General features: G+C 64.1%; 17 protein-coding genes. 7 read left to right on the top strand and 10 right to left on the bottom strand.

Features of this window, described 5'->3' with window-relative positions; genetic code table 11:
* Positions 1-3 precede the first annotated feature (3 nt).
* From ORS3428_RS06850 to ORS3428_RS06820, 7 genes are all read right to left on the bottom strand, one after another.
* Positions 4-939: a phosphatidate cytidylyltransferase gene (locus tag ORS3428_RS06850; RefSeq protein ID WP_071095797.1), complete on the bottom strand. Its 936-nt coding sequence runs from the start codon at positions 937-939 to the stop codon at positions 4-6.
* Entirely contained in the window at positions 939-1,598 is a 660-nt protein-coding gene (locus ORS3428_RS06845; RefSeq protein ID WP_071095794.1) for a lysophospholipid acyltransferase family protein, read from the bottom strand. Before ORS3428_RS06845 ends, ORS3428_RS06850 begins: the two co-directional genes overlap by 1 nt.
* The gene (locus ORS3428_RS06840) at positions 1,595-2,038 is read right to left on the bottom strand and encodes a hypothetical protein (protein ID WP_071095792.1); all 444 of its coding nucleotides are present in this window, start codon (positions 2,036-2,038) and stop codon (positions 1,595-1,597) included. The genes ORS3428_RS06845 and ORS3428_RS06840 overlap by 4 nt, the downstream gene beginning before the upstream one ends.
* Positions 2,035-3,372 carry a phosphatase PAP2/dual specificity phosphatase family protein gene (locus tag ORS3428_RS06835; RefSeq protein ID WP_083355028.1) on the bottom strand — a complete coding sequence of 446 codons (1,338 nt, stop codon included), beginning with the start codon at positions 3,370-3,372 and terminating at the stop codon, positions 2,035-2,037. Before ORS3428_RS06835 ends, ORS3428_RS06840 begins: the two co-directional genes overlap by 4 nt.
* Positions 3,373-3,447: 75 nt before the next feature.
* A complete protein-coding gene (locus tag ORS3428_RS06830) occupies positions 3,448-5,235 on the bottom strand; it encodes a bifunctional alpha/beta hydrolase/class I SAM-dependent methyltransferase (RefSeq protein ID WP_071096073.1) in 1,788 nt (595 codons plus the stop codon).
* A 36-nt stretch (positions 5,236-5,271) separates the two neighbouring features.
* Positions 5,272-5,880 carry a CDP-alcohol phosphatidyltransferase family protein gene (locus ORS3428_RS06825; protein ID WP_071095790.1) on the bottom strand — a complete coding sequence of 203 codons (609 nt, stop codon included), beginning with the start codon at positions 5,878-5,880 and terminating at the stop codon, positions 5,272-5,274.
* Between the two features lie 83 nt (positions 5,881-5,963).
* Entirely contained in the window at positions 5,964-6,878 is a 915-nt protein-coding gene (locus ORS3428_RS06820) for a glucosamine inositolphosphorylceramide transferase family protein (protein WP_071095788.1), read from the bottom strand.
* A gap of 279 nt (positions 6,879-7,157) precedes the next feature.
* On the opposite strand from ORS3428_RS06820, the gene ORS3428_RS06815 reads away from it, so the two are divergent.
* The 4 genes from ORS3428_RS06815 (at position 7,158) to ORS3428_RS06800 (ending at position 11,653) form a co-directional block, all read left to right on the top strand.
* Positions 7,158-8,048: a hypothetical protein gene (locus tag ORS3428_RS06815; RefSeq protein ID WP_131802853.1), complete on the top strand. Its 891-nt coding sequence runs from the start codon at positions 7,158-7,160 to the stop codon at positions 8,046-8,048.
* 128 nt (positions 8,049-8,176) lie between these two features.
* Positions 8,177-8,656, top strand: a complete 480-nt coding sequence (locus tag ORS3428_RS06810; RefSeq protein WP_071096070.1) for a MarR family winged helix-turn-helix transcriptional regulator — start codon at positions 8,177-8,179, stop codon at positions 8,654-8,656.
* Positions 8,653-9,828, top strand: a complete 1,176-nt coding sequence (locus ORS3428_RS06805) for an HlyD family secretion protein (RefSeq protein ID WP_071095784.1) — start codon at positions 8,653-8,655, stop codon at positions 9,826-9,828. Before ORS3428_RS06810 ends, ORS3428_RS06805 begins: the two co-directional genes overlap by 4 nt.
* Positions 9,829-10,120: 292 nt before the next feature.
* Positions 10,121-11,653, top strand: coding sequence for a DHA2 family efflux MFS transporter permease subunit (locus tag ORS3428_RS06800; RefSeq protein WP_071095782.1), 1,533 nt, complete (start codon positions 10,121-10,123; stop codon positions 11,651-11,653).
* Positions 11,654-11,701: 48 nt separating this feature from the next.
* Here ORS3428_RS06800 and ORS3428_RS06795 read toward each other — a convergent pair whose 3' ends face one another.
* Positions 11,702-13,729: a putative bifunctional diguanylate cyclase/phosphodiesterase gene (locus ORS3428_RS06795; protein ID WP_071095780.1), complete on the bottom strand. Its 2,028-nt coding sequence runs from the start codon at positions 13,727-13,729 to the stop codon at positions 11,702-11,704.
* A gap of 293 nt (positions 13,730-14,022) precedes the next feature.
* On the opposite strand from ORS3428_RS06795, the gene ORS3428_RS32950 reads away from it, so the two are divergent.
* Entirely contained in the window at positions 14,023-14,280 is a 258-nt protein-coding gene (locus tag ORS3428_RS32950; protein ID WP_131802852.1) for a hypothetical protein, read from the top strand.
* A gap of 116 nt (positions 14,281-14,396) precedes the next feature.
* Entirely contained in the window at positions 14,397-17,030 is a 2,634-nt protein-coding gene (locus tag ORS3428_RS06790; protein ID WP_244507873.1) for an EAL domain-containing protein, read from the top strand.
* Between the two features lie 24 nt (positions 17,031-17,054).
* Here ORS3428_RS06790 and ORS3428_RS06785 read toward each other — a convergent pair whose 3' ends face one another.
* Entirely contained in the window at positions 17,055-17,561 is a 507-nt protein-coding gene (locus ORS3428_RS06785; protein WP_071096068.1) for a CAP domain-containing protein, read from the bottom strand.
* A 241-nt stretch (positions 17,562-17,802) separates the two neighbouring features.
* Between ORS3428_RS06785 and ORS3428_RS06780 the strand changes: the two genes are divergently transcribed.
* Positions 17,803-18,630 carry a DUF2189 domain-containing protein gene (locus tag ORS3428_RS06780; RefSeq protein WP_071095776.1) on the top strand — a complete coding sequence of 276 codons (828 nt, stop codon included), beginning with the start codon at positions 17,803-17,805 and terminating at the stop codon, positions 18,628-18,630.
* Between the two features lie 3 nt (positions 18,631-18,633).
* On the opposite strand, the gene ORS3428_RS06775 is transcribed toward ORS3428_RS06780, so the two are convergent.
* Positions 18,634-19,266: a LysE family translocator gene (locus ORS3428_RS06775; RefSeq protein WP_071095774.1), complete on the bottom strand. Its 633-nt coding sequence runs from the start codon at positions 19,264-19,266 to the stop codon at positions 18,634-18,636.
* Positions 19,267-19,271: the final 5 nt, after the last annotated feature.

The following is a 19,271-nucleotide window of genomic DNA, read 5'->3' as shown; positions in this document are numbered from 1 at the left end:
CGCTCAGACCGTCCAGAAATAGCGCACGGCGTGGAAGAAGATCGGCGCGGCGAAGACCAGGCTGTCGGTGCGGTCGAGCATGCCGCCATGGCCCTCGATCAGATGCCCCCAATCCTTGACGCCCTGGTCGCGCTTGATTGCCGAGGCGACGAGCCCGCCGAGGAAGCCCATCGTGCAGGCGACGAAGGCGACGGCCGAAGCCTGTAGCGGCGAAAAGGGCGTGATGAACGAGAGCAGCGCGCCCAGCAGGCTCGACGCGACAACCCCGCCGATCAGGCCTTCCCAGGTCTTCGACGGCGAGACGGTCGGCGAGAAGCGGTGTTTCCCGAACAGCTTGCCGAAGATGTACTGCAGCACGTCGCTGCCCTGCACGACAATGATCAGGAAGGCGATGAGCAGAAGGTTGCGGCCCTCGAAACCCGGCACGTTGAGCGTGAGYAGGGCAGGGACATGGCTGACGCAGTAGACCGAAATCATGATCGCCCACTGCTGCGCCGAGACGCGCTCCAGGAAGCGTTCGGTGTCGCCATGCAGCGCCGTGATCGCCGGCATCAGAAGGAAGCAGTAGACGGGGATGAAAATGACGAACATCCCATACCAGGCCGTCCAGACCAGCCAGTACTGGAACGGAATGACGATGCCGAACATGCCGAGCAGCACCCAATGATCGCTGCGGCGGCTGTGGGTGAGCGTGACGAACTCGCGCAGCGCCGCGAAAGAGATCAGCGCGAACAGGATGGTCATGCCGTAGCGGCCGAAGAAGAAGGCGACCGTCATCAGCGCCACCATCACCCACCAGGCATTGATGCGCTGGGTGAGGTTGACAAGCGTTGCGTTCAGCGGCTTCGGCGCGCGCGCCGAAAGGATGGCGGCAACGGCGCTGGCGGTGGTCAGCACCACGAAAAGGCCGATGATCAGGATGCTGATTTCGTGGCGCATCAATCGTCTCGTGCGGGCCGCGGATTGAGCGCAAGCAGCGCGGCGCGGGCGCGCTCGAGAAAGGCGCGGCGCTCCTCGCCCGGCGCCACTGATACCGGCGGGCCGAAGACGACGCGGCAGAGCAGCGGCACCGGCAGGAACTCGCCCTTGGGCAGCACGCGCGACATGTTCTCGATCCAGCACGGGATCAATTCGACGTCCGGCCGCGCCATCGACAGATTGTAGAGCCCCGAGCGGAAGGGCAGCAGCTCATCGGTCATATTGCGCGTGCCTTCCGGAAAGATGATCAGCGAGTGGCCCCGGTCGAGAACCGAAAGCATGATCGAGATCGGGTTCTCCTCGGGGCTCGTCCATTGCCTTTTGATCAGCACCGAGGACAGCATGTCCTCGGCGATGAAGCGGCGCAGCCGCGACTTTCCCCAATAGTCGGCGGCGGCCACCGCATGCGTGACGGCGCGCTCCTTCTCGCTGAGGCAAGCCGACAGCAGGATGAAATCGCCGTGGCTGGTGTGATTGGCGAAATAGATGCGCTGCCGGTCCGACGGCTGGCTGCCGCTCCAGATCGGGCGCACGCCGGTCACCGCCCAGGCCAGCGCCGAAAGGCTGACGGAGGTCACTGTCTGCAGCAGGCCGAAGCTCCTGTGCGCAAGCGTGCTCATCCGGGCATCCAGTAACCGGCCATGAGGAACGCGACCGCAAAGACGGCGAAGGCCATGCGCTGCCGGCCGAGCAGGCGCCGGGTTCCGGCCATGCGTTCGTCGAGCGGGCGCGGGACGGGTGGGGCAGGCTTCAGCCGCATGCGTGACAGCACGTCGTCGACAGCGGCGCCTCCCGCACCCTCATCGCCATGCGTCGCCATCAGCCGGAACAGCAGCGCGTCGAAGATGAGAAGCGCCGAAAGCACGAGCACCGCGACGCCGCTCGCGGCCGCAACTAGCAGCGCCAGGATGGCGAGCGGCGCCTGGAAGGCGCCACGCGCCGCGACGACCAAAGGCGCGAAGCCATCGCAGGCGAGCACGATGACGCTCGGCCATGCCGCCTGCTTGACCAGCATGGCGGCAAAGCGGCCTGTCCGCTCCTTATAGGCGTCGTCGGTCATGCCCGCCCGTCCAGTCCGATCTGGAGATACACCGGCCGGCCGGACGCGCTAAGCCTCTTGCGCGCCTGTGCAGGCGTGTGCGAGCGGCCGGTCGCGATGAGCCATTCGGCGATGACGGTGGCGCTGCGCTGGAAGCCGAGCGCGCAGCAGACCAGCACGGTGCCATGCCGGCGCGCCGGCTCGATCGCGGCCACTRCCTGGTCGAGCATGTCCGCCGGCGGCGGTAGCAGATCGAGCATGCCGAAGCTGGCCCAGCGGCCCGTCACGCGCCGCGGCCGCTCCAACTCGGCGGCAAGGTCGATCACCGTGCCGAAGCGGTTGGCTTCGCCGGTTGCGGGAAAACGCCCGAGGAAGACGCCGTCGGCGATCGCGACGAATGGCGGCAGCTTGCGCGTCCACAACAGCACATTGACCCAGGCGCCAAGCCGGTAGGGCCAAAACAGCACGCGGCTTGCCAGCGACACATGGCCGTCCGCCGTCTTCTGGAACACTTTCGCGCCGGCCCCGGCATAGGCGAAGGCAATGATGGCCAGTGCCAGGGCTGGCCACAGGAGAACCAGCGCGACGGCGGAAAAGAAGGCGCCGACAGCGGCGGCGCCGAGAGCAAGGGCAGCGCCCAGCGCGTAGCACAGCGAAAGCCGCCGTGCCTTGGCGTCAGTGGTCAGGCGGAAGCCGGCGAATGGCAATTCGCCCTTGGCGGGAAAGAGCCACAGCGCAAACACGCCGAGCAGCATGCCGGTCGGGATGTCGATGAAATGGTGCTGCCACGTCGTCAGCACCGAGGCGCCGATCAGGAAGCACCAGCCGTGCCAGAGCGGCAGCAGGATTCCGCCGAGGCGCAGGCGCCAGTGATCCCAGACGACCACCAGCAGCGCGATATGCAGCGAGGGCGCCTGGTTGAACGGCTTGTCGAAGCCGCCGAGCACCGCAAACAGGAAACCGGGCAGGCCGCTGGTTTGCGGCCGCACGAAGGTGGCGGTCAGCGGAAACAGGATGAAGCAGGTGACGGCGACGATCTGTGCCGTGAGGTAGCGGCCCGCCAGCCGGTCGACTCCCTGCCTGCCGTCATTGAGCAGAAGCGACAGCCCGTAGAACAGGTTGATCGACCAGTAGGGCACGATCGTCCAGGCGAGGAACGGAACATGGTGTTCCCAGGAGAACACGATGCTGCCGACATGATCGCGCCTCGAAGCCAGCCAGTTGGCGAAGCCGTAGGTCGCATAGAAGAACGGCGCGAGGAAGGCGAGCCACAGCGCTGCTCTCGCCACGATCCGCCCATAAGGCTCGGCTGGTGGGCTGGCTGGCGGCTGAGAGGGCTCGGCACCGGTCGGCATGCGGTGACGGTCCTAGAGCGTGATGCCGAAAAGTGTGAAGCGGCTTTCGGACGACATCATGCTCTATCCCTTGATTTAAACACGCTTAGCCAGCGAGACTGTGAAGATGCCCCACTGGTCGATGCGCTGGTCGAGCTTCTCGAAGCCGGCCGCCTCGACCAACTGGTCCATCTCGCCCTGCGCGCGCCGCCGCATCACCCAAGCCTGGCCGCCGCGATGCGAGGTCAGGCTGCGTGCGATCATCTCGAGCTGCGGATGCCAGGGCTGGTTGGTATAGATCAACAGGCTGCCCGGCTGCATGGCGCGGGCAAGGCCGCCGAGCGAGCGGGCAATCAGCGCATTGTCCGAGAACAGCTCGTAGAGGCCGGAGACGATGGCGAGATCCGGCGCCGGCTCGAGCGCGGCGAGCCCGTCGCCATCGAAGGCGTCGGCGCGCTGGAACGAGACGCTCGCCGCCAAGCCGCGCTCGCCAATCAGCTTGCGGCCGAGCTCGACATTGAGGTCGGAATAGTCCCGCAGGCGCACGCTGGCCGGCTGCTCCGGGCTTTTGGCGATCGCGTCCAGCACATACCGGCCGTGGCCGGCGGCGATGTCGAGGATATGGCCGGGGCGCCCCGCGGCCTTGAGCGCCGCCAGTGACGAGCCGATCAGCTCTTCCAGGTTGAGCTTGCGCTGCCGAATGCCGCGCCAGCCGATGGCGTCGAGGAAGACGCGGTCGACCGCGCGGCCGATCGGCCCAAGGCCGCGCGCCGCATTCTCATAGACATAATCCAGCGTCGAGCCGGAATCGAAGCCGGTGCCGACGCCGACCTTCATGCCTTGCGAGAACCAGCTGCCGATGCGGATGGAGGCGCGGCTCATCGCCCAATAGAGGCCCTTGGGCGACAGAATGTCGGGCGGCGAGGCGAGCCGGTCGGCCTCGTCGCGAGTGTAGCCGGCAATATCCGCCTGCTTCAGGTCGACGGGGGCGGCCGGCGCCTGGAACTGCCCTGCGAGGAAGGGCCGGATGAGGTCGAACGCCTTCTCGCGGTCTCGTTCGCCGAGCGTGTCGTGGAAGAAGCCCGGCAGCACATGGCGCTCCTTCACGCGGCTGCCGAGATTGACGAAGAAYGCGTGCTGCGGCGCGTGCCGCACCACCCAGTCGCTGCCCGACAAGAGAAGCTGCGTCGGCACGGTGATGGCGCGGGCATCGGCGACGACGCGCGCCGCGTGCTGGTAGAGCTCGACCAGGATGTTCGACGCGATCGGCCTTGTGATCAGCGGGTCGTTTTCGAAGGAGGCGATGTGCACCGGATCGTGGGTCAGCAGCTTCGCCTTGACGTAGGAATTGACGAAGAAGCGCCCCTTGATCTTCTGCCACAGCGCGATGCCTTGCCTTGCGAAGGGGACATAGAGCTTGACCGAGAAGGCGGGCGAGGCGAGCACCATGGCGCGCAGTTTTGGCGCATAGTCGTGCACCCATGCCGCCGCAAGCACCGCGCCGAAGGACTGCGCGATGAGGGCTATGTCCTGGGCRGCAAAGCCGTCTCTGGCGGCGATCTCGCGCATGAAGCAGTCGATGTCGCGCACCAGTGCTGCGAAGGACGGCGCGTAGCCGCGCTCGCCCTCCGAGCGGCCGTTGCCGCGCGCATCCCAGGCGTAGAAGGCGTGATGGGGCATGCCCAGTTCGTCGACGAGATGCGCCATGCGGCCGCCATGCTCGTGCCCACGATGGAAGAGCACGACCGCGCCCCTGACCTCGGCCGATGCCGCCGGCCAGAAACGGTAGAAGATCTGCGTGCCGTCATGGCTGCGGAAGCTGCGCTCCTGCGCTTGCCGCGCAGGGCTGTCCGCCGGTGCGGCGGCGATCTGTTCGTGAAGCATGACGGTGTCCCCGGGCGGCATGGCGAGCCTCGATGCTTAGCCGACGCCGCCAATAAGGCCGGCGCGTATCCGGTTCATGGCGGTCAGCAGCGAAAGCAAAGCCATGGCGGGAAACACGAAGGGCGCGATCGCCGCCGGCCAGAGCCCGGCAGCGGTGAGCACAGCGACCGCACCCAGCGCCAGTGCCCTGTCGCTCTTGCCGAACGGTCCGGCATAGTTTCGCCCGATCCCGGCGGCGATGCCGAGCACGCCGGCGAACTCGCTGAGCACCGCCGCGATGGCAAAGGCGACAACGCTCCAGGCGCCGAACTGCGGAAAGGCGGCAAACGGCAGGACCAGGGCAAGGTCCGCGACGACATCGCAGATCTCGTTCAGATACATGCCGAGCGTCGAGGCCTGGCCGTGCTCCCGCGCCAGCATGCCGTCGATGGCGTTGAGGGCCATGCGCACGAAAAGCACCAAGGGGATGAGAAGGAGCGGCGCAGGCCGGTCGGGCAAGACCGCGACCGCCGTTCCGGCCGCGGCGGAGAGCAGGACCCCCAGTATGGTTATGCCATTGGCTGTCACGCCGATCGCAGCCAGCTTGCCGACCAGCGGCCGCAGCCTGTCCTGGAAAGCCGGCTTCAACGCATAGAGCGTCGGCATGGTGCTGATCCCCCGATCCACGGCACTAGATGTACCATGAAGATGCGGAACGGCGCCAGCGTAGAGCTAATACACCGCGAATTTCAGACGGTTGGCGCCCTGCTGTAACGGGCTGCCTCAAGCCTGYGCCGCAGCCAGCACTGCAGCTTGATCAGGTGCCGCATCGGCGGGCGCTCGACGCGCCGGACGTCGATCAGCGTGACGCCGCCACCGTCCGACAATGTGTGCAGGCCGGTGTCGAAGCCGTCGAGCCAGCCCTCGGACGACAGCCGTTTGACGATATCGGCCGAGAATTCCTCCGGCGTCAGACGGTCAATCCTGAGCAGGCTGACGGCGGTGCCGTAGCCCGCCATGCAGTCCTGCGTCGGAAAATAGAGGTGGCCGCCATGCTCGAAGGGCGAGCCGGCGGGCCGCGAAGACGCTCCGCCCGTTCGCACCGGATTTTGCGGATGCTTGCGCCACGGGCCGGTCAGGCTGTCGGCGAAGGCAGCATGCAGCTCGCGTGTGTCCCGACCCTCCGGCCCATGCAGCGCGTAGAGCATCCACCAGCGTTGCTGGTGACGAAAGACGGTCGCATCGACCACCGGTTCGTCGAGCAGCGCGGCGACCGGCTGCCACGCCCTCGGAAAATCGGTCGCCTTGTAAAGCGTGAGCCGGCCGCTCCGGTAGGCTTCCGGCAGCATGAAGATGTCCTCGCCTTGCCGGATCAGGAACGGATAGGAGAGATGGAACCGCTCTTTGAGCGCCACGCCGCGCTCCAGCAGCGTCCAGTTTCTGTCGTAGACATAATAATGGATCTCGCCGCGCCTCATCCTATAGTCATAAGCCTCGACCAGCACCGTGAAGCGGTCGCCATGGGAGAACCCGAACGGGTCGGCGATGAAGCGGAACGATCCCTGCGGCGGCAGCCAGACGACGCGGCTCTTGTCCAGGCCCTGCGGGGCAAGCGCATTGCCGATCGGTTCGGGCACAATGCCCACTTGCCAGATATCGACCATCGTTCATCCCCCTTGCGCCCGCCGCAACTATGCATCAAACGGTGTCGCCGGCAAATATTCCATGCGGACGGGCGGTCTCCATTTGGTCATTACTTCGCCGCAGGTTGAGCGCGTCATGCTTGCGCAAACCTGACCGGCCGGCGCGGCCTTGACTGTGGTCTGAGCCAAGCTTTAGTGACGGCCGGTTCTTGGTGCTGGCGGCGTTCCAGTATCGGCAAGATGGCGGAAGCTCGATTGCGGCGGATGCGCGGTCGAGGGGTGGCTTTGATGGGAAACAGTGTGAGTGTACTTGGTGCTGCCCATGGCAGCTCTGGCCAGACGCGTTCGTCGGAGGCCTATGTCGTAGTCGCCTATGGCGACAGGCTTGGCTATCACTACAGCGCGATTTTCGCGGCCTTGCTGATCAGCGCCTACAAGGGCGATGGCGCGCCGGTCGTGATCTACACCGATCGTCCGGAGTTGTTCCGAAACTATCCGTTCGAGATCGTGCCGATCTCGCCGCAGCAGATCGGCGACTGGTCGCTCGAGGGCCGCTACTGGTTCCGCATCAAGAACCGCGTCATGTATGATGTGCTGGGCCGCGGCTTCGAGTGCGTGCTCTACATCGACAGCGATATCGCCTTCACCGGTGATCCGCGTGTCGATATGGCCCGCGTCACGCCGGGGCGGGCGGTTATGTTCCGCAGCGAGGGGCCGGCGAACAGATCACCGAAGTCGAGCTACCACAGCCTCGCCGGACTGCCGAAGGACCTGTTCGCGGAGGACGGGCTCGTTCTGTCGCCCAGCGCGCCGCTCTGGAGTTCGGCCATCATGGGCCTGCACCGGGACATGCGGGAGAGCGTCGAATGCGCCGACCGCATCATCCGCGGATTGCTCGGCAAGATCGACACGCATACGCTGGAACAGTTCGCCCTCGGCGTGGCGCTGGAGAGAGAGCACGAGGTGGTGCCGTCTTCCGGCAAGTTCAGCATCTTCTCCACCACCAGGACAAAAGCCTTTGCGCGCCGCAGGATGTTCGAGTTCTTCCAGCGCAATCACGCTGCGCCGTTCGAAGTGCAGATGGCCGAGGCGAAACGCCTGAGGCTGCGCCAGCCGCTGGGCAGGATGGTGGTCGGCAGGCTGCTCGAGCTCAAGCCCGGGCCGGATCCGGATTTCGGCAGGCTCGCCTGAGCCTTCCCGAGCCTTGCCTTCAGCGATCGCTAACCATGAGCGTATCGCATGGCTGCCATGCCGGTTTGCCAGCTTCTGGAACAAAGCAGGCACTTGAATAGTAAGCACGCTTATTATATATGCCGCTCATGGTTTCGGACGGCATCGACAGATTGGGGTTTTTGATCCACGACGTGCAGCGCCTGATGCGCAAGCGCTTCGAGGCGCGCGCCAGTGGGCTCGGCCTGTCGTCGGCGCAATGGCGGCTGCTGGTCCGCGTCGCCAAGGAGGCGGGCGTCGCCCAGGCGCGGCTCGCCGAACTCCTCGAGATTGAGCCGATCAGCGTCTCTCGCCTGGTCGACAGGATGGAGGAGGGCGGCTGGATCGAGCGCCGCCAGGACGCCGCCGACCGCCGTGTGCGCATGATCTTCCCAACCGAGAAGGCAAATGCCGCCTATGCCGAGGTCAAGAGCCTTGCCGGAGAGGTCTATGAGGAATCGCTTGCTGGCGTGTCGCCGGCGGATCGCCGCGTGCTGATCCGGACGCTGGACACGATCGTGCAGAATTTGACGGATGGCGAAGCGTCGTCCCTGGAAAAGATGAAGAATAAGGAAGGCGCAGCAGCATGAACGCGGCAGCCAAGATAGACGAGAACGTCACCAAGCTCGAAATGGAAGCCCCCGCGCAGCCGTCGGCCCCGGTTTCGATAGCACCTGCCCCVCAGCCGGCTCCCGCGCCGAAGAGGAAGCGCCGCACAGGCCGTTTCCTTTTGATGGTCGCCCTGCCGCTGGCTCTGCTTGCCGGTGGCTCTTATGTCTGGGTGACGGGTGGCCGTTATCAGGAGACCGAGAACGCCAACCTGCAGCAGGCCAGGATTTCGATCGCGTCCGATACGGCTGGCCGTATCGTCAAGGTCGATATCGCCGACAATCAGATGGTGAAGAAGGGCGACGTGCTCTTTACCATCGACCCCGAGCCTTATCGCATCGCGCTCGCCCAGGCCGACGCCGCGGTTGCCGCCGCGCGCCTCAATGTCGAGCAGCTGCGCGCCGCTTACAACCAGGCGATGGCGCAGGAAAAGTCGGCCAGCAGCGAGGTCGAATACGCGCAGTCGCAGTATGACCGCGCCGCCGATCTCGCCCAGAAGGGCATCAACGCCAAGTCGTCGCTGGACGAGGCTCGCAACGACCTCGACAAGGCCAAGCAGCAGCTTGCGGTTGCCCAGCAGGGCATCGCCAGCGCCAAGGCAGCACTTGGCGRCAATCCCGACATCGAGACCGACAAGCATCCGACGGTGATGTCGGCGCTCGCCGCGCGCGACAAGGCCGCCTACGATCTCGCGCAGACGACGGTGAAGGCGCCGGCCGATGGCGTGGTCTACCAGGCCTCGTCCTTCAAGGTCGGCCAGTACGTCGCCGTCGGCACGCCGCTGTTTGCCCTGGTCGAGACCGGCGACACCTGGATCGACGCCAATTTCAAGGAGACCCAGCTCACCAACATGAAGCCGGGCCAGAAGGCCGAGATCGTGGTCGACACCTATCCCGGCAAGACCTTCGACGCGACAGTCAAGGCGATCGGCGCCGGCACCGGCGCGGAGTTCTCGCTGCTGCCCGCCCAGAACGCCACCGGCAACTGGGTCAAGGTCACCCAGCGCATCCCCGTGCGCCTGGAGCTGACCGACCCCGACGCCAAGATGGCGCTGCGCACCGGCATGAGCGCGACGGTCACCGTCGATACCGGTGTGGCCCGCGGCCTGCCGTCGATCTTCGGTCACGCCACGGCCGGCGAGCACGCGCAGTAAGGACGAAAAACAGAGAGTTGGAGCAGGGGATTGGTCTGACGGGAGGAGTGGAGAGCCGAGCGTTTGAGAACGAGCCGCCTGGCGGCTTGATCGCAGCCGAAGCTTTCGACACGGATCCCGTCGGACCTCAGGTTTCCGGGCGGCTTGCATCCCGCTCGAACAGAGATTTTCGGTCGATGAACCCCCACATCGATAGTCGCGTCCCACCGCGATGAAGGTCTCTCGACGAAAGGCCTTGCTGCCCGGAAACCGGTGAGTACACGTTTTTGTTACCTGCTGGAAGTTCACCACCATGAGCACGCCCGAACCTTTCAAGGAAGTGCCGCATCGCGGACTGATCACGGTCGCGCTCATGCTGGCGACGATCATGCAGGCGCTCGACACCACGATCGCCAACGTCGCGCTGCCGACCATGACCGGCGACCTTGGCGCCTCGCCCGACAACATCAACTGGGTGCTGACCTCCTACATTGTGGCAGCGGCGATCATGACGCCGGTCACCGGCTGGCTTGCCGACCGGCTCGGCCGCAAGGAACTGTTCCTCGCTTCGGTCGTCGGCTTCACCATCTTCTCCATGCTCTGCGGCATGGCCTGGAGCCTCGAGACGATGGTGCTTTTCCGCCTGCTGCAGGGCGTGTTCGGCGCCGCGATCGTGCCGCTTTCGCAGACCTTCCTGCTCGACATCAATCCAAGGGAGCGCCACGGCCAGGCGATGGCCATCTGGGGCGCCGGCATCATGCTCGGGCCAATCCTGGGGCCGACGCTCGGCGGCTGGCTGACCGAGAATTTCAACTGGCGCTGGGTGTTCTTCATCAACCTGCCGGTCGGCATCCTGGCCTTCCTCGGCATGGCCGCCTATCTGCCCGCCATCGCCAAACGCACGCGCAGCTTCGATTTCTTCGGCTTCGCGATGATCTCGCTCGGCGTCGGCGCGCTGCAGCTTTTGCTTGATCGCGGCGGCGAGGTCGACTGGTTCTCCTCGACCGAGATCTGGATTGAGCTCGGCCTGTCGATCACCGGCTTCTGGGTGTTCATCATCCACACGGTGACGGCCGAGCACCCGTTCATCGATCCCAAGATTTTCCTCGACCGCAATTTCGTGACCGGGCTGGCCTTCATCTTCGTCATGGGCGTGCTGATCCTGGCCTCGATGTCGCTCTTGCCGCCGATGCTTGCCAACATCTTCAGCTACCCGACCGTGACCATCGGCGTCGTCATGGGACCGCGCGGCGTCGGCACGATGATCTCGATGCTGGTCGTCGGCCGCATCATGCACCGGGTCGACGCGCGCATCCTGGTCGCCATCGGCTTCCTGCTCACCGCGCAGTCGCTCTACACGATGGCGAGCTTCACGCCGCAGATGGACAACTGGCTGATCGTCTCCTCGGGCATCGTCCAGGGCCTCGGCATGGGCATGGTGTTCGTGCCGCTGTCGGCGGTGGCCWTCGCCACGCTCGACGCGCGCTACCGCACCGACGCCACCTCGCTGTTCAGCCTGGTGCGCAATCTGGGCTCATCCATCGGCGTTTCGGTGGTTTCGGCGCTCATGGTGCAGAACACCCAGATTAACCACAGCGAGCTCGGAGCCTTCATCAATCCCTACAATCCTGTTCTGAGGGCCGCCTCGCCGGCAGCGGCGAGCGGCGATCCAACAGCGCTTTCGCAGGTCGACCGAATGGTCAACGCCCAGGCGATGATGATCTCCTACATCAACGACTTCAAACTCCTGATGGTGATGACGCTGATTGCCGTTCCGTTCGTGATCCTGCTGCGCAAGCCCAAGGCCGCGCCCGCGGGTGGAGCGCCTGGGGCGCATATGGACTGACGTTTATTTCCCGACCTTCGCACGGCGCGGGGGGACTCTTGAGCACCCTCACCGTCGGTTTYCACCCTGATGGGCGAGAAGCTCCTGATCGGGCGCTGAACTCGCGGTTTGGACCGGCCATTTTTTGCGAAGAAGCGCCGTCGCGTTCGCAACCGGCACGGCACGGCTGAACCGGTAGCCTTGCGCGAGGGTAACGCCTCTGGCGGACAGCAGCGCGGCTTGCCTGCTCGATTCCACACCTTCGGCGGTGATCGACAGATCGAGGTGCCGGCAAAGATCAATGATCATGTCGACGATGATCGTGGCTTCATGACGCTGGCCGTAGCCGGCGATAAAGGACCTGTCGATCTTCAGCCGGGTGAAGGGAAATTTGCTCAAAAGCGCAAGGGAGGAATATCCGGTGCCGAAGTCGTCGATTGCGATCGAAATCCCCAGCCGTCTGAGGGTCGTAAGTCGCCGCGCCGCCAATGCGGGTTCGCTTGAAAGAGCGTTCTCCGTGATCTCCAGCTCCAACCGGCTGGGGGATAGTCCACTTTCCGAAAGAGCGCGTGCAACGACGGCGGGGAAAGAGGGGTCGTTCAATTGAATGGGTGAGACATYGACGGCCACAAACGGCGCCGATTCCGAATCTCCATGCCACTGGGCCGCGGCACGGCATGCCTGCTTGAGGATGTCTTCCCCGATTTCCGATATGAGACCGAGTTCCTCGGCGGCGCCGATAAACTGGTCCGGAGGCACCAATCCCTCATCTCTCCTGCGCCAGCGTGCCAGCGCTTCAAACCCGGCTGTTTGCCCGGTCACAAGATCGACAACCGGCTGAAAATGGCACTCGATCTCACCGTTGGCCACGGCACCGGCGAGGTCCCGGAGGCGGTCGTTTCGCTTCCGGGATTCGATGTCCATTCCTTCGGTGAACCATCGAATGCCGGCGTCGGCGGTTCGGTCAGCCCGCCCGAGCGCATGGCCACTATTGCGCAGAAGAAGGTGCGCATTGTCGCCGTCCTGCGGGGAGACCGCAGCGCCCATCAGGAAACGAACTCTCACGCTTCCGTCGTCCACTTGCAACGGATTCGAAAAGACGCTCAGAACCTGTCGTGTGGAGTGCTGCACCGCTTCAAAGGTCTTCAGCGCAGGGGTGGCGACAGCGAAAATATCCGTCGAAACGCGGCATGCCGTGAAGCCGRCTTCCGAGAGCGCCTGCAGACGATCGCCGATTGCCCGAACAATCTTTGCATCCTCCAAAATCTCTGACTCGCCGATGAGCTTGTCGAGGTCGAGCAGCTTTGCCTGAACGATTCCAACCATGCTGCCGGAGCTCATCCTGGCAAGCCCGTCATCGATATCGGAAAGAAATTTCTGCGGCTTTGCCAAACCGGTCAGAGGGTCATAGCGCAGCAGCTGTCTCACTCGCTCCGCGGCCTCCATCTGTTCCGTGATATCAAGGGAAACGCCGACCATTCGCTGCGCCATGCCGTCCTTGACGGCGACGATCTTTCCGCGCGAATGCACCCAACGGTAAGATCCGTCGCTTGCCCGCACCCTATAGCGATCTTCGTAGGAACCTCGGCTGCCAGACTTGATGAAATCCTCAAACGTCTGGTCAACCCGATCGACATCATCGGGATGCCTTCTGCGTCGAAATTCGTCCAGGGTAAGCTGCTGCGTCGGCGGGAGTCCCAGTCTGGCGGTAAGCTGCGGAGAGACAAAAGCAATCGCTTTCTCGCCTTCGGCAAGGTTCAGTTCCCAGACGCCGCCATCCGCGCTGGCCAGCGCCAATTCGAGACGAGYCTCGCTTTCAAGCGCGGTCTCGTAGGCGGCAAGGATGGCTTTCCATGCGTTCTGGAGGAACTGGAACATGACCAGTCCCGAAGCAAAAACGAAGAGCCATCCCTTGTACGTCTGGAGGTGCTGGTACTGGCTGTAGCCTCCGGCAATGCGGACCAGCAGTCTGTCACTGAATGCAATCCATACCGCGCTGACCAGCATATAAATGCCGGCAACGATATGAGGCACCTTCGAGAAAAGAAAATCCGACCGACCAAGAAAGACGTTTTCTCGCCAGCGATGATAGCGCATTCTGAACCAGCCGGACGCGGTTGCACAGCAGATCAGCCAATCAAGCCAATCATCAATTAGAAATGTCTTAAAGGCTGCAGTCGCGGGCGATGGCCGCGTGTTTTCAAGCCGCTAGAGCGTGTTTTTGATGTCGGTTGGTAAAAAGTCGGTTCGTATCCGTCCGCGCCGCTCGAAAAGGTAGCCCTTGCCGCTGCCGGTCCGGGCGGACACATGCTGATCGAGGGGCGGGCGCACGGGCGGGACCGCGAGGGGGATACCGCCTAAAGCGCTTCGTGATCTTTCAGAGTCGCTCCATGCGCTGCGGCTTCGCCGCTGCTGTCGCGACCTTGGAGCCCGAGCGCATCGCCCCAGATCCGGCATCGATTTTTGCCTCGCTGGCCTTCGGCCCGGAGGGTACTACGCACAAAATCAAAGCGCTGCAGCATGCATTACAGGTCAGAAAGAACGCACGGCGCTGTAGAACAACATCAGCAATTTTTATCCATGCGGCGCCGTTTGCTGCCCGCATTCGAGGCGTTCACTTACCATTAGCATGTTACGGTCAAGATTGACCCGCCTCTAATTGCCGCGGACTGTCTTTCTCTTATCCCGGCATCGAAACGAAGGGTAAGCCTGTTTGATCACCAAATCGTCAAGGCGGGCCATCGAAGCGCCTGAGCGGGCCGGAATGGCCACGCTGGCGAAGTTGGCGACGGCCTCCTACGAAACGCTCGAGCGCGAATTTCGCGCCAGGATCATGGCGCTGGAAAGTCAGGCGCTGCGGTTCGAGACGGTGATCGACAACCTTCCTCAAGGCATTTGCTTTTTCGGCGTCGACGAACGGCTCATACTGTGCAACCGCCGTTACGCGGAGATCTACCGCATTGCGCCGGGCGATTTGCGGCCGGGCATGACGCTCACCGAAATCGTCGCGCGCCGCGTCGCTGCCGGCACGTCGATCCTGCCCGCCGACGCCTATCTGGCAATGGCCCGGTCGGTGAATACCGGCGGCGAGTCGAGAATATGGAACGCCAAGCTTGGCGATGGCCGGACGATCGAGGTTCGCCACCAGCCGATGCCTGACGGCGGCTGGGTGGCCACGCATGAGGACATCTCGGAACTCGTCGCGGGGCGACAGGTCGCCGACGAACGGATATCGCTGCAGGCACTGATCGACTGGGTGCCGGACTATCTGTGGGTCAAGGATACCGAAAGCCGCTTTGTCGTTGCCAACAAGGCGCTTGCCGCCGACAGCGGCCGCGAAAAGACCGCGGACATGATCGGCCTGACCGATTTTGATCTCCATGCCCCGGAGATGGCGCAAAGGTTTCGCGACATAGAGCTGAGGGTTCTTCGCAGCGGGGAACCGATGATCGACGAGGAGGAGTTCGTCGTCGACGCATCGGGGGCCGGCAAATGGTTCGCATCGACAAAGGTTCCGGTCCGCAATGCCAAAAGCGAGATTTTTGGTTTGGTCGGCATCGCCCACGACATCACCGCCCGCAAGCGGGCGGACGTCCTTCGTGACGGGCAGGCGCACATTCTGGAAATGATAGCGACGGGCGCGCCGCTCGAAGACGTGCTTGATAACCTGATGCTCCTGGTCGAATCCCAGCTTCAAGGCATATTCGGATCCGTGCTGTTGCTGGACAAGAATGGCCGCCTGCGGCACGGCGCGGCACCCAGCCTGGCGAAGGATTACACGAGCGCCATCGACGGCATCRCCGTCGGTCCCAGGGTGGGATCATGCGGAACCGCCGCCTACCGGCGCGAGCCGGTCTTCGTCACCGACATCACCCTGGACCCGCTTTGGGAGGGCTATCGCGATCTGGYGCTGCCTTACGGCTACCGTTCATGCTGGTCGACGCCGATCCTTTCGCATCAGGGCGTCGTGCTCGGCGTCTTTGCCATGTATTCGATGACGCCGCGCGAGCCGACGAGTGCCGAGACGAGGCTCATCGACTTCTCCACGCACATCGCCGGGATCGCCATCGAGCGCAAGCGGTCCGAAGAGCAGATTCATTTCATGGCAAGCCACGATGCGCTGACCGGGCTCCCCAACCGTGCGCTGCTTGAGGACCGTCTTTCACAGTCGATCCTCTACGCGCAGCGTTATGGCCGATGGGTAACGGTTCTGTTCATCGACCTCGACAATTTCAAGCTCGTCAACGATACGCTCGGCCACAATGCCGGAGACGAATTGCTGAAGACCGTCGCCGGGCGGATGGTTCAATGCGTCAGGCCGACCGATACCGTCGTGCGGCTTGGCGGCGACGAATTCGTGATCGTCCTGTCGGATCAGCCGACGAACGTAGATCACGCCTCCGAGGTCGTGGGCAAGATCCGGGCGGCGATCGCCGAGCCGATTGAACTGGGAAAGCATCGCCTGAAGACCACAGCCAGCATCGGCGTCGCAAATTACCCTAAGGACGGAACCAGCCCTGGCGCGCTCCTGGCCAATGCCGATGCGGCCATGTATAGCGCCAAGGAGTTCGGCCGCGACAATTTCCAGTTCTATGCTCCCGAGTTCAACACCAGGGCGCATGAGAAATTCGTGCTCCGGGAGGAATTGCAGAACGCATTGGCCCGCTCGGAATTCGTGCTGCTCTATCAGCCGCAGATCGATCTCCGGTCGGGACGCGTCTTCGCGGTCGAGGCACTGGTCCGCTGGAAGCACCCGACACGGGGCATCGTGCCGCCGACGGCCTTCATTGCAACCGCCGAGGAAACCGGCCTGATCGTGCAGCTGGGCGACTGGGTGCTGCATGAGGCGTGCCGGCAGAACAAGGCTTGGCAGGACGCGGGCCTGCCTCCCATCGTTGTGTGCGTGAATGTGTCTGCGCGTCAATTCAGGGAGAAGAACCTTGTCAGCCGGGTCGTCAACGCATTGACGGCCTCCGGTCTCGAAGCCCGCTATCTCGAGCTCGAGGTGACCGAGAGCCTCATTATGCAGGATATCGATCTGGCGGTCGCCACGATGAACGAACTTCAGGCGCTTGGCGTTCAAATTTCGATCGACGACTTCGGGACCGGATATTCGAGCCTCAGTGCGCTGAAGACCTTTCCCGTGGCGCGACTGAAGATCGACAAATCCTTCATCAACGATCTCGCCGTGGACGAGGACGATCAGGYGGTCGCCAGTGCGGTGATTTCACTGGGACAGAAGCTCAATCTCCGGGTCATCGCGGAGGGCGTGGAAACCGACGACCAGGTGGCCTTCCTGCGCAAGAACAATTGCGACGAGATGCAGGGTTATCATTTCAGCAAACCCATCAGCGCTGTCGAAATCGAGAAAATGCTTGGCGACCGGCGCACAGCGTGATGCGCTCGCACCGCGCCGCAAGCGCTACCTGCCGAGCACCAGGGCCCAGTAGCGCAGGCTGGGGTCGCGGCCGTCGCGCATATAGGCCAGCCCGAAGCGGCTGAAGTCCGGATCGAGCATGTTGCGGCGGTGGCCGTCCGAATGCATCCARATGTCGAAGAGTTTCTGCAGGTCGAAGCGCCCCTCGGCGATGTTCTCGGCCGCGGCGCCGTGAACGCCATTGTCCTTCATGCGCGAGGCGAAATCCTTGCCCCAGCCCGTGGTGTGGCTCATGCGGCCGCGGCCCGCCATGTAGCCGGYCTGCTGCAGCGCTGCCTGTTCGAGCTGCCCGTCCGGAACCAGCGCCGGTAGTCCGGCGGACGTGCGGATCGTGCCCAGCGTGCTGGTGGCCGAAGATGACACGCCGGCGCCTCCGCCGGTCGGCAGCGGGGCGGTGCCGCAGGCGGCGATGCCGCCGAGCGCCGCAAGGCCAATGGCTTTGAGCAATGTGCGTCTGTCGAAATTGGGGGATTCGGTGGTCAGGCTGGTCATGCGGCCTCTGATACCGGCGATCATGGCTTTTGCCGGGCAGACGGTGAAAATCGGGTGATCGCGCTGGACACGCCGTAGGCGGGCGACATTCCCCGGAAGATCGGCTATGATCAGGGCGTTCGTGAAGTGGCAGCCCTCGGGCGGCCACCCCAGGCGGTGACCGCCCGTTTTGATTTGGAGCATGATTCCTTTCCGAAACCGCTCGGTTTCGGGGTCATGCACTGACAAACGGAGGACGGTAATGGCCGGTTTTCATGTCATGGCGGACGCGCAGGGACTGCATGTGCAGCCCACGGTGCGCCACATCACCACGTCTGATCTCTGGGATGCGCTAAGGCTCGGCGCCGAGGATTTCTGGGCCAAGCCCTCGCACTATGTATTCCTGTGCCTGATCTATCCGATCGTCGGCCTGATCCTGACACGGTGGACCTCGGGCGCAAGCGCCATCCAGCTGGTCTATCCGCTGATGTCGGGCTTCGCGCTGATCGGCCCCTTCGCGGCGATCGGCCTCTATGAGATCAGCCGCCGGCGCGAGCTTGGCATGAGCAGCCGCTGGCACCATGCGCTCGACGTGCGGCATTCCCCGGCGCTGCCCTCGATCGCGGTCATCGGCGTCCTGCTCTTCGCGCTCTTCCTTCTGTGGCTGTTCACCGCGCAGTCGATCTACACGATGCTGTTCGGCGCCGAGCCGCCCGCCTCGGTGGGCACGTTCCTGCGCGACGTGCTGACGACCGGCAGGGGCTGGACGCTGATTCTGCTCGGCAATGCGGCGGGCTTCGTGTTTGCCGCAATCGTGCTCGCCACCACCGTCATCGCCTTCCCGCTGCTGCTCGACCGCGATGTCGGCGCCGTCTCGGCGATCGAGACCTCGGCGCGCGTGGTAATGGCCAATCCGCTGCAGATGGCGCTCTGGGGCCTCACCGTCGCCGTGCTTCTGGTGATCGGCTCGATCCCGCTGTTTGCCGGCCTTGCCGTCGTCGTGCCGATCCTCGGCCACTCCACCTGGCATCTCTATCGCAAGGTGGTGGAGCCGGAGCAGATCCGGCCCGCCCGCCGGCGGCCGATGTAGTTATCAGCGCTGCGCTTCTGTCGCCATTTTCAAGGCGAGTGCCGTCAGCACCGTGCCCATCATCCAGCGCTGGACGACCAGCCAGAACGGCCGTCCGGCAAGGAAGGCGGCGATCGTGCCGGCCGTCACCGCGATGATGGCGTTGACGGTGAGGCTGATCGAGATCTGCGTGACGCCCAGCACCAGAAGCTGCGACAGCACATGGCCCTTGGCCGGGTTGATGAACTGCGGCAGGAGTGAGAGGTAGAGCACCGCCACTTTCGGATTGAGCAGGTTGGTCATCAGCCCCATGACGAACAGCTTGCGCGGCCTGTCCTTCGGCAGTTCGCGCAGATGGAACGGCGAGCGTCCGCCTGGCCTCAGCGCCTGCCAGGCGAGCCACAGCAGGTAAAGCGCGCCGGCGGTACGCAGCGCGTCATAGGCGTAGGGCACGGCGAAGATCAGCGCCGTGATGCCGAAAGCCGCCGACAGCACATAGAACAGGAAGCCCAGCGCCACGCCGCCGAGCGAGATTAGCCCAGCCTTCGGCCCTTGCGACAGCGAGCGCGAGATGAGGTAGATCATGTTCGGCCCCGGCGTCAGCACCATGCCGAGGCAGATCAGCGCGAAGGTGAGATGGTTGGCGGCGTCGGGCATCGGGG

This window comes from Mesorhizobium sp. ORS 3428 (genome assembly GCF_001854785.1).
Taxonomy (GTDB): domain Bacteria; phylum Pseudomonadota; class Alphaproteobacteria; order Rhizobiales; family Rhizobiaceae; genus Mesorhizobium.
This window is presented reverse-complemented; position numbering and strand designations above follow the sequence as displayed.

Coding starts and splice junctions, on each gene's coding strand:
- ORS3428_RS06845 (WP_071095794.1), bottom strand. CDS start 1,598: ATGAGCACGCTTGCGCACAGGAGCTTCGGCCTGCTGCAGACAGTGACC.
- ORS3428_RS06840 (WP_071095792.1), bottom strand. CDS start 2,038: ATGACCGACGACGCCTATAAGGAGCGGACAGGCCGCTTTGCCGCCATG.
- ORS3428_RS06825 (WP_071095790.1), bottom strand. CDS start 5,880: ATGCCGACGCTCTATGCGTTGAAGCCGGCTTTCCAGGACAGGCTGCGG.
- ORS3428_RS06810 (WP_071096070.1), top strand. CDS start 8,177: ATGGTTTCGGACGGCATCGACAGATTGGGGTTTTTGATCCACGACGTG.
- ORS3428_RS32950 (WP_131802852.1), top strand. CDS start 14,023: ATGCGCTGCGGCTTCGCCGCTGCTGTCGCGACCTTGGAGCCCGAGCGC.
- ORS3428_RS06780 (WP_071095776.1), top strand. CDS start 17,803: ATGGCCGGTTTTCATGTCATGGCGGACGCGCAGGGACTGCATGTGCAG.
- ORS3428_RS06775 (WP_071095774.1), bottom strand. CDS start 19,266: ATGCCCGACGCCGCCAACCATCTCACCTTCGCGCTGATCTGCCTCGGC.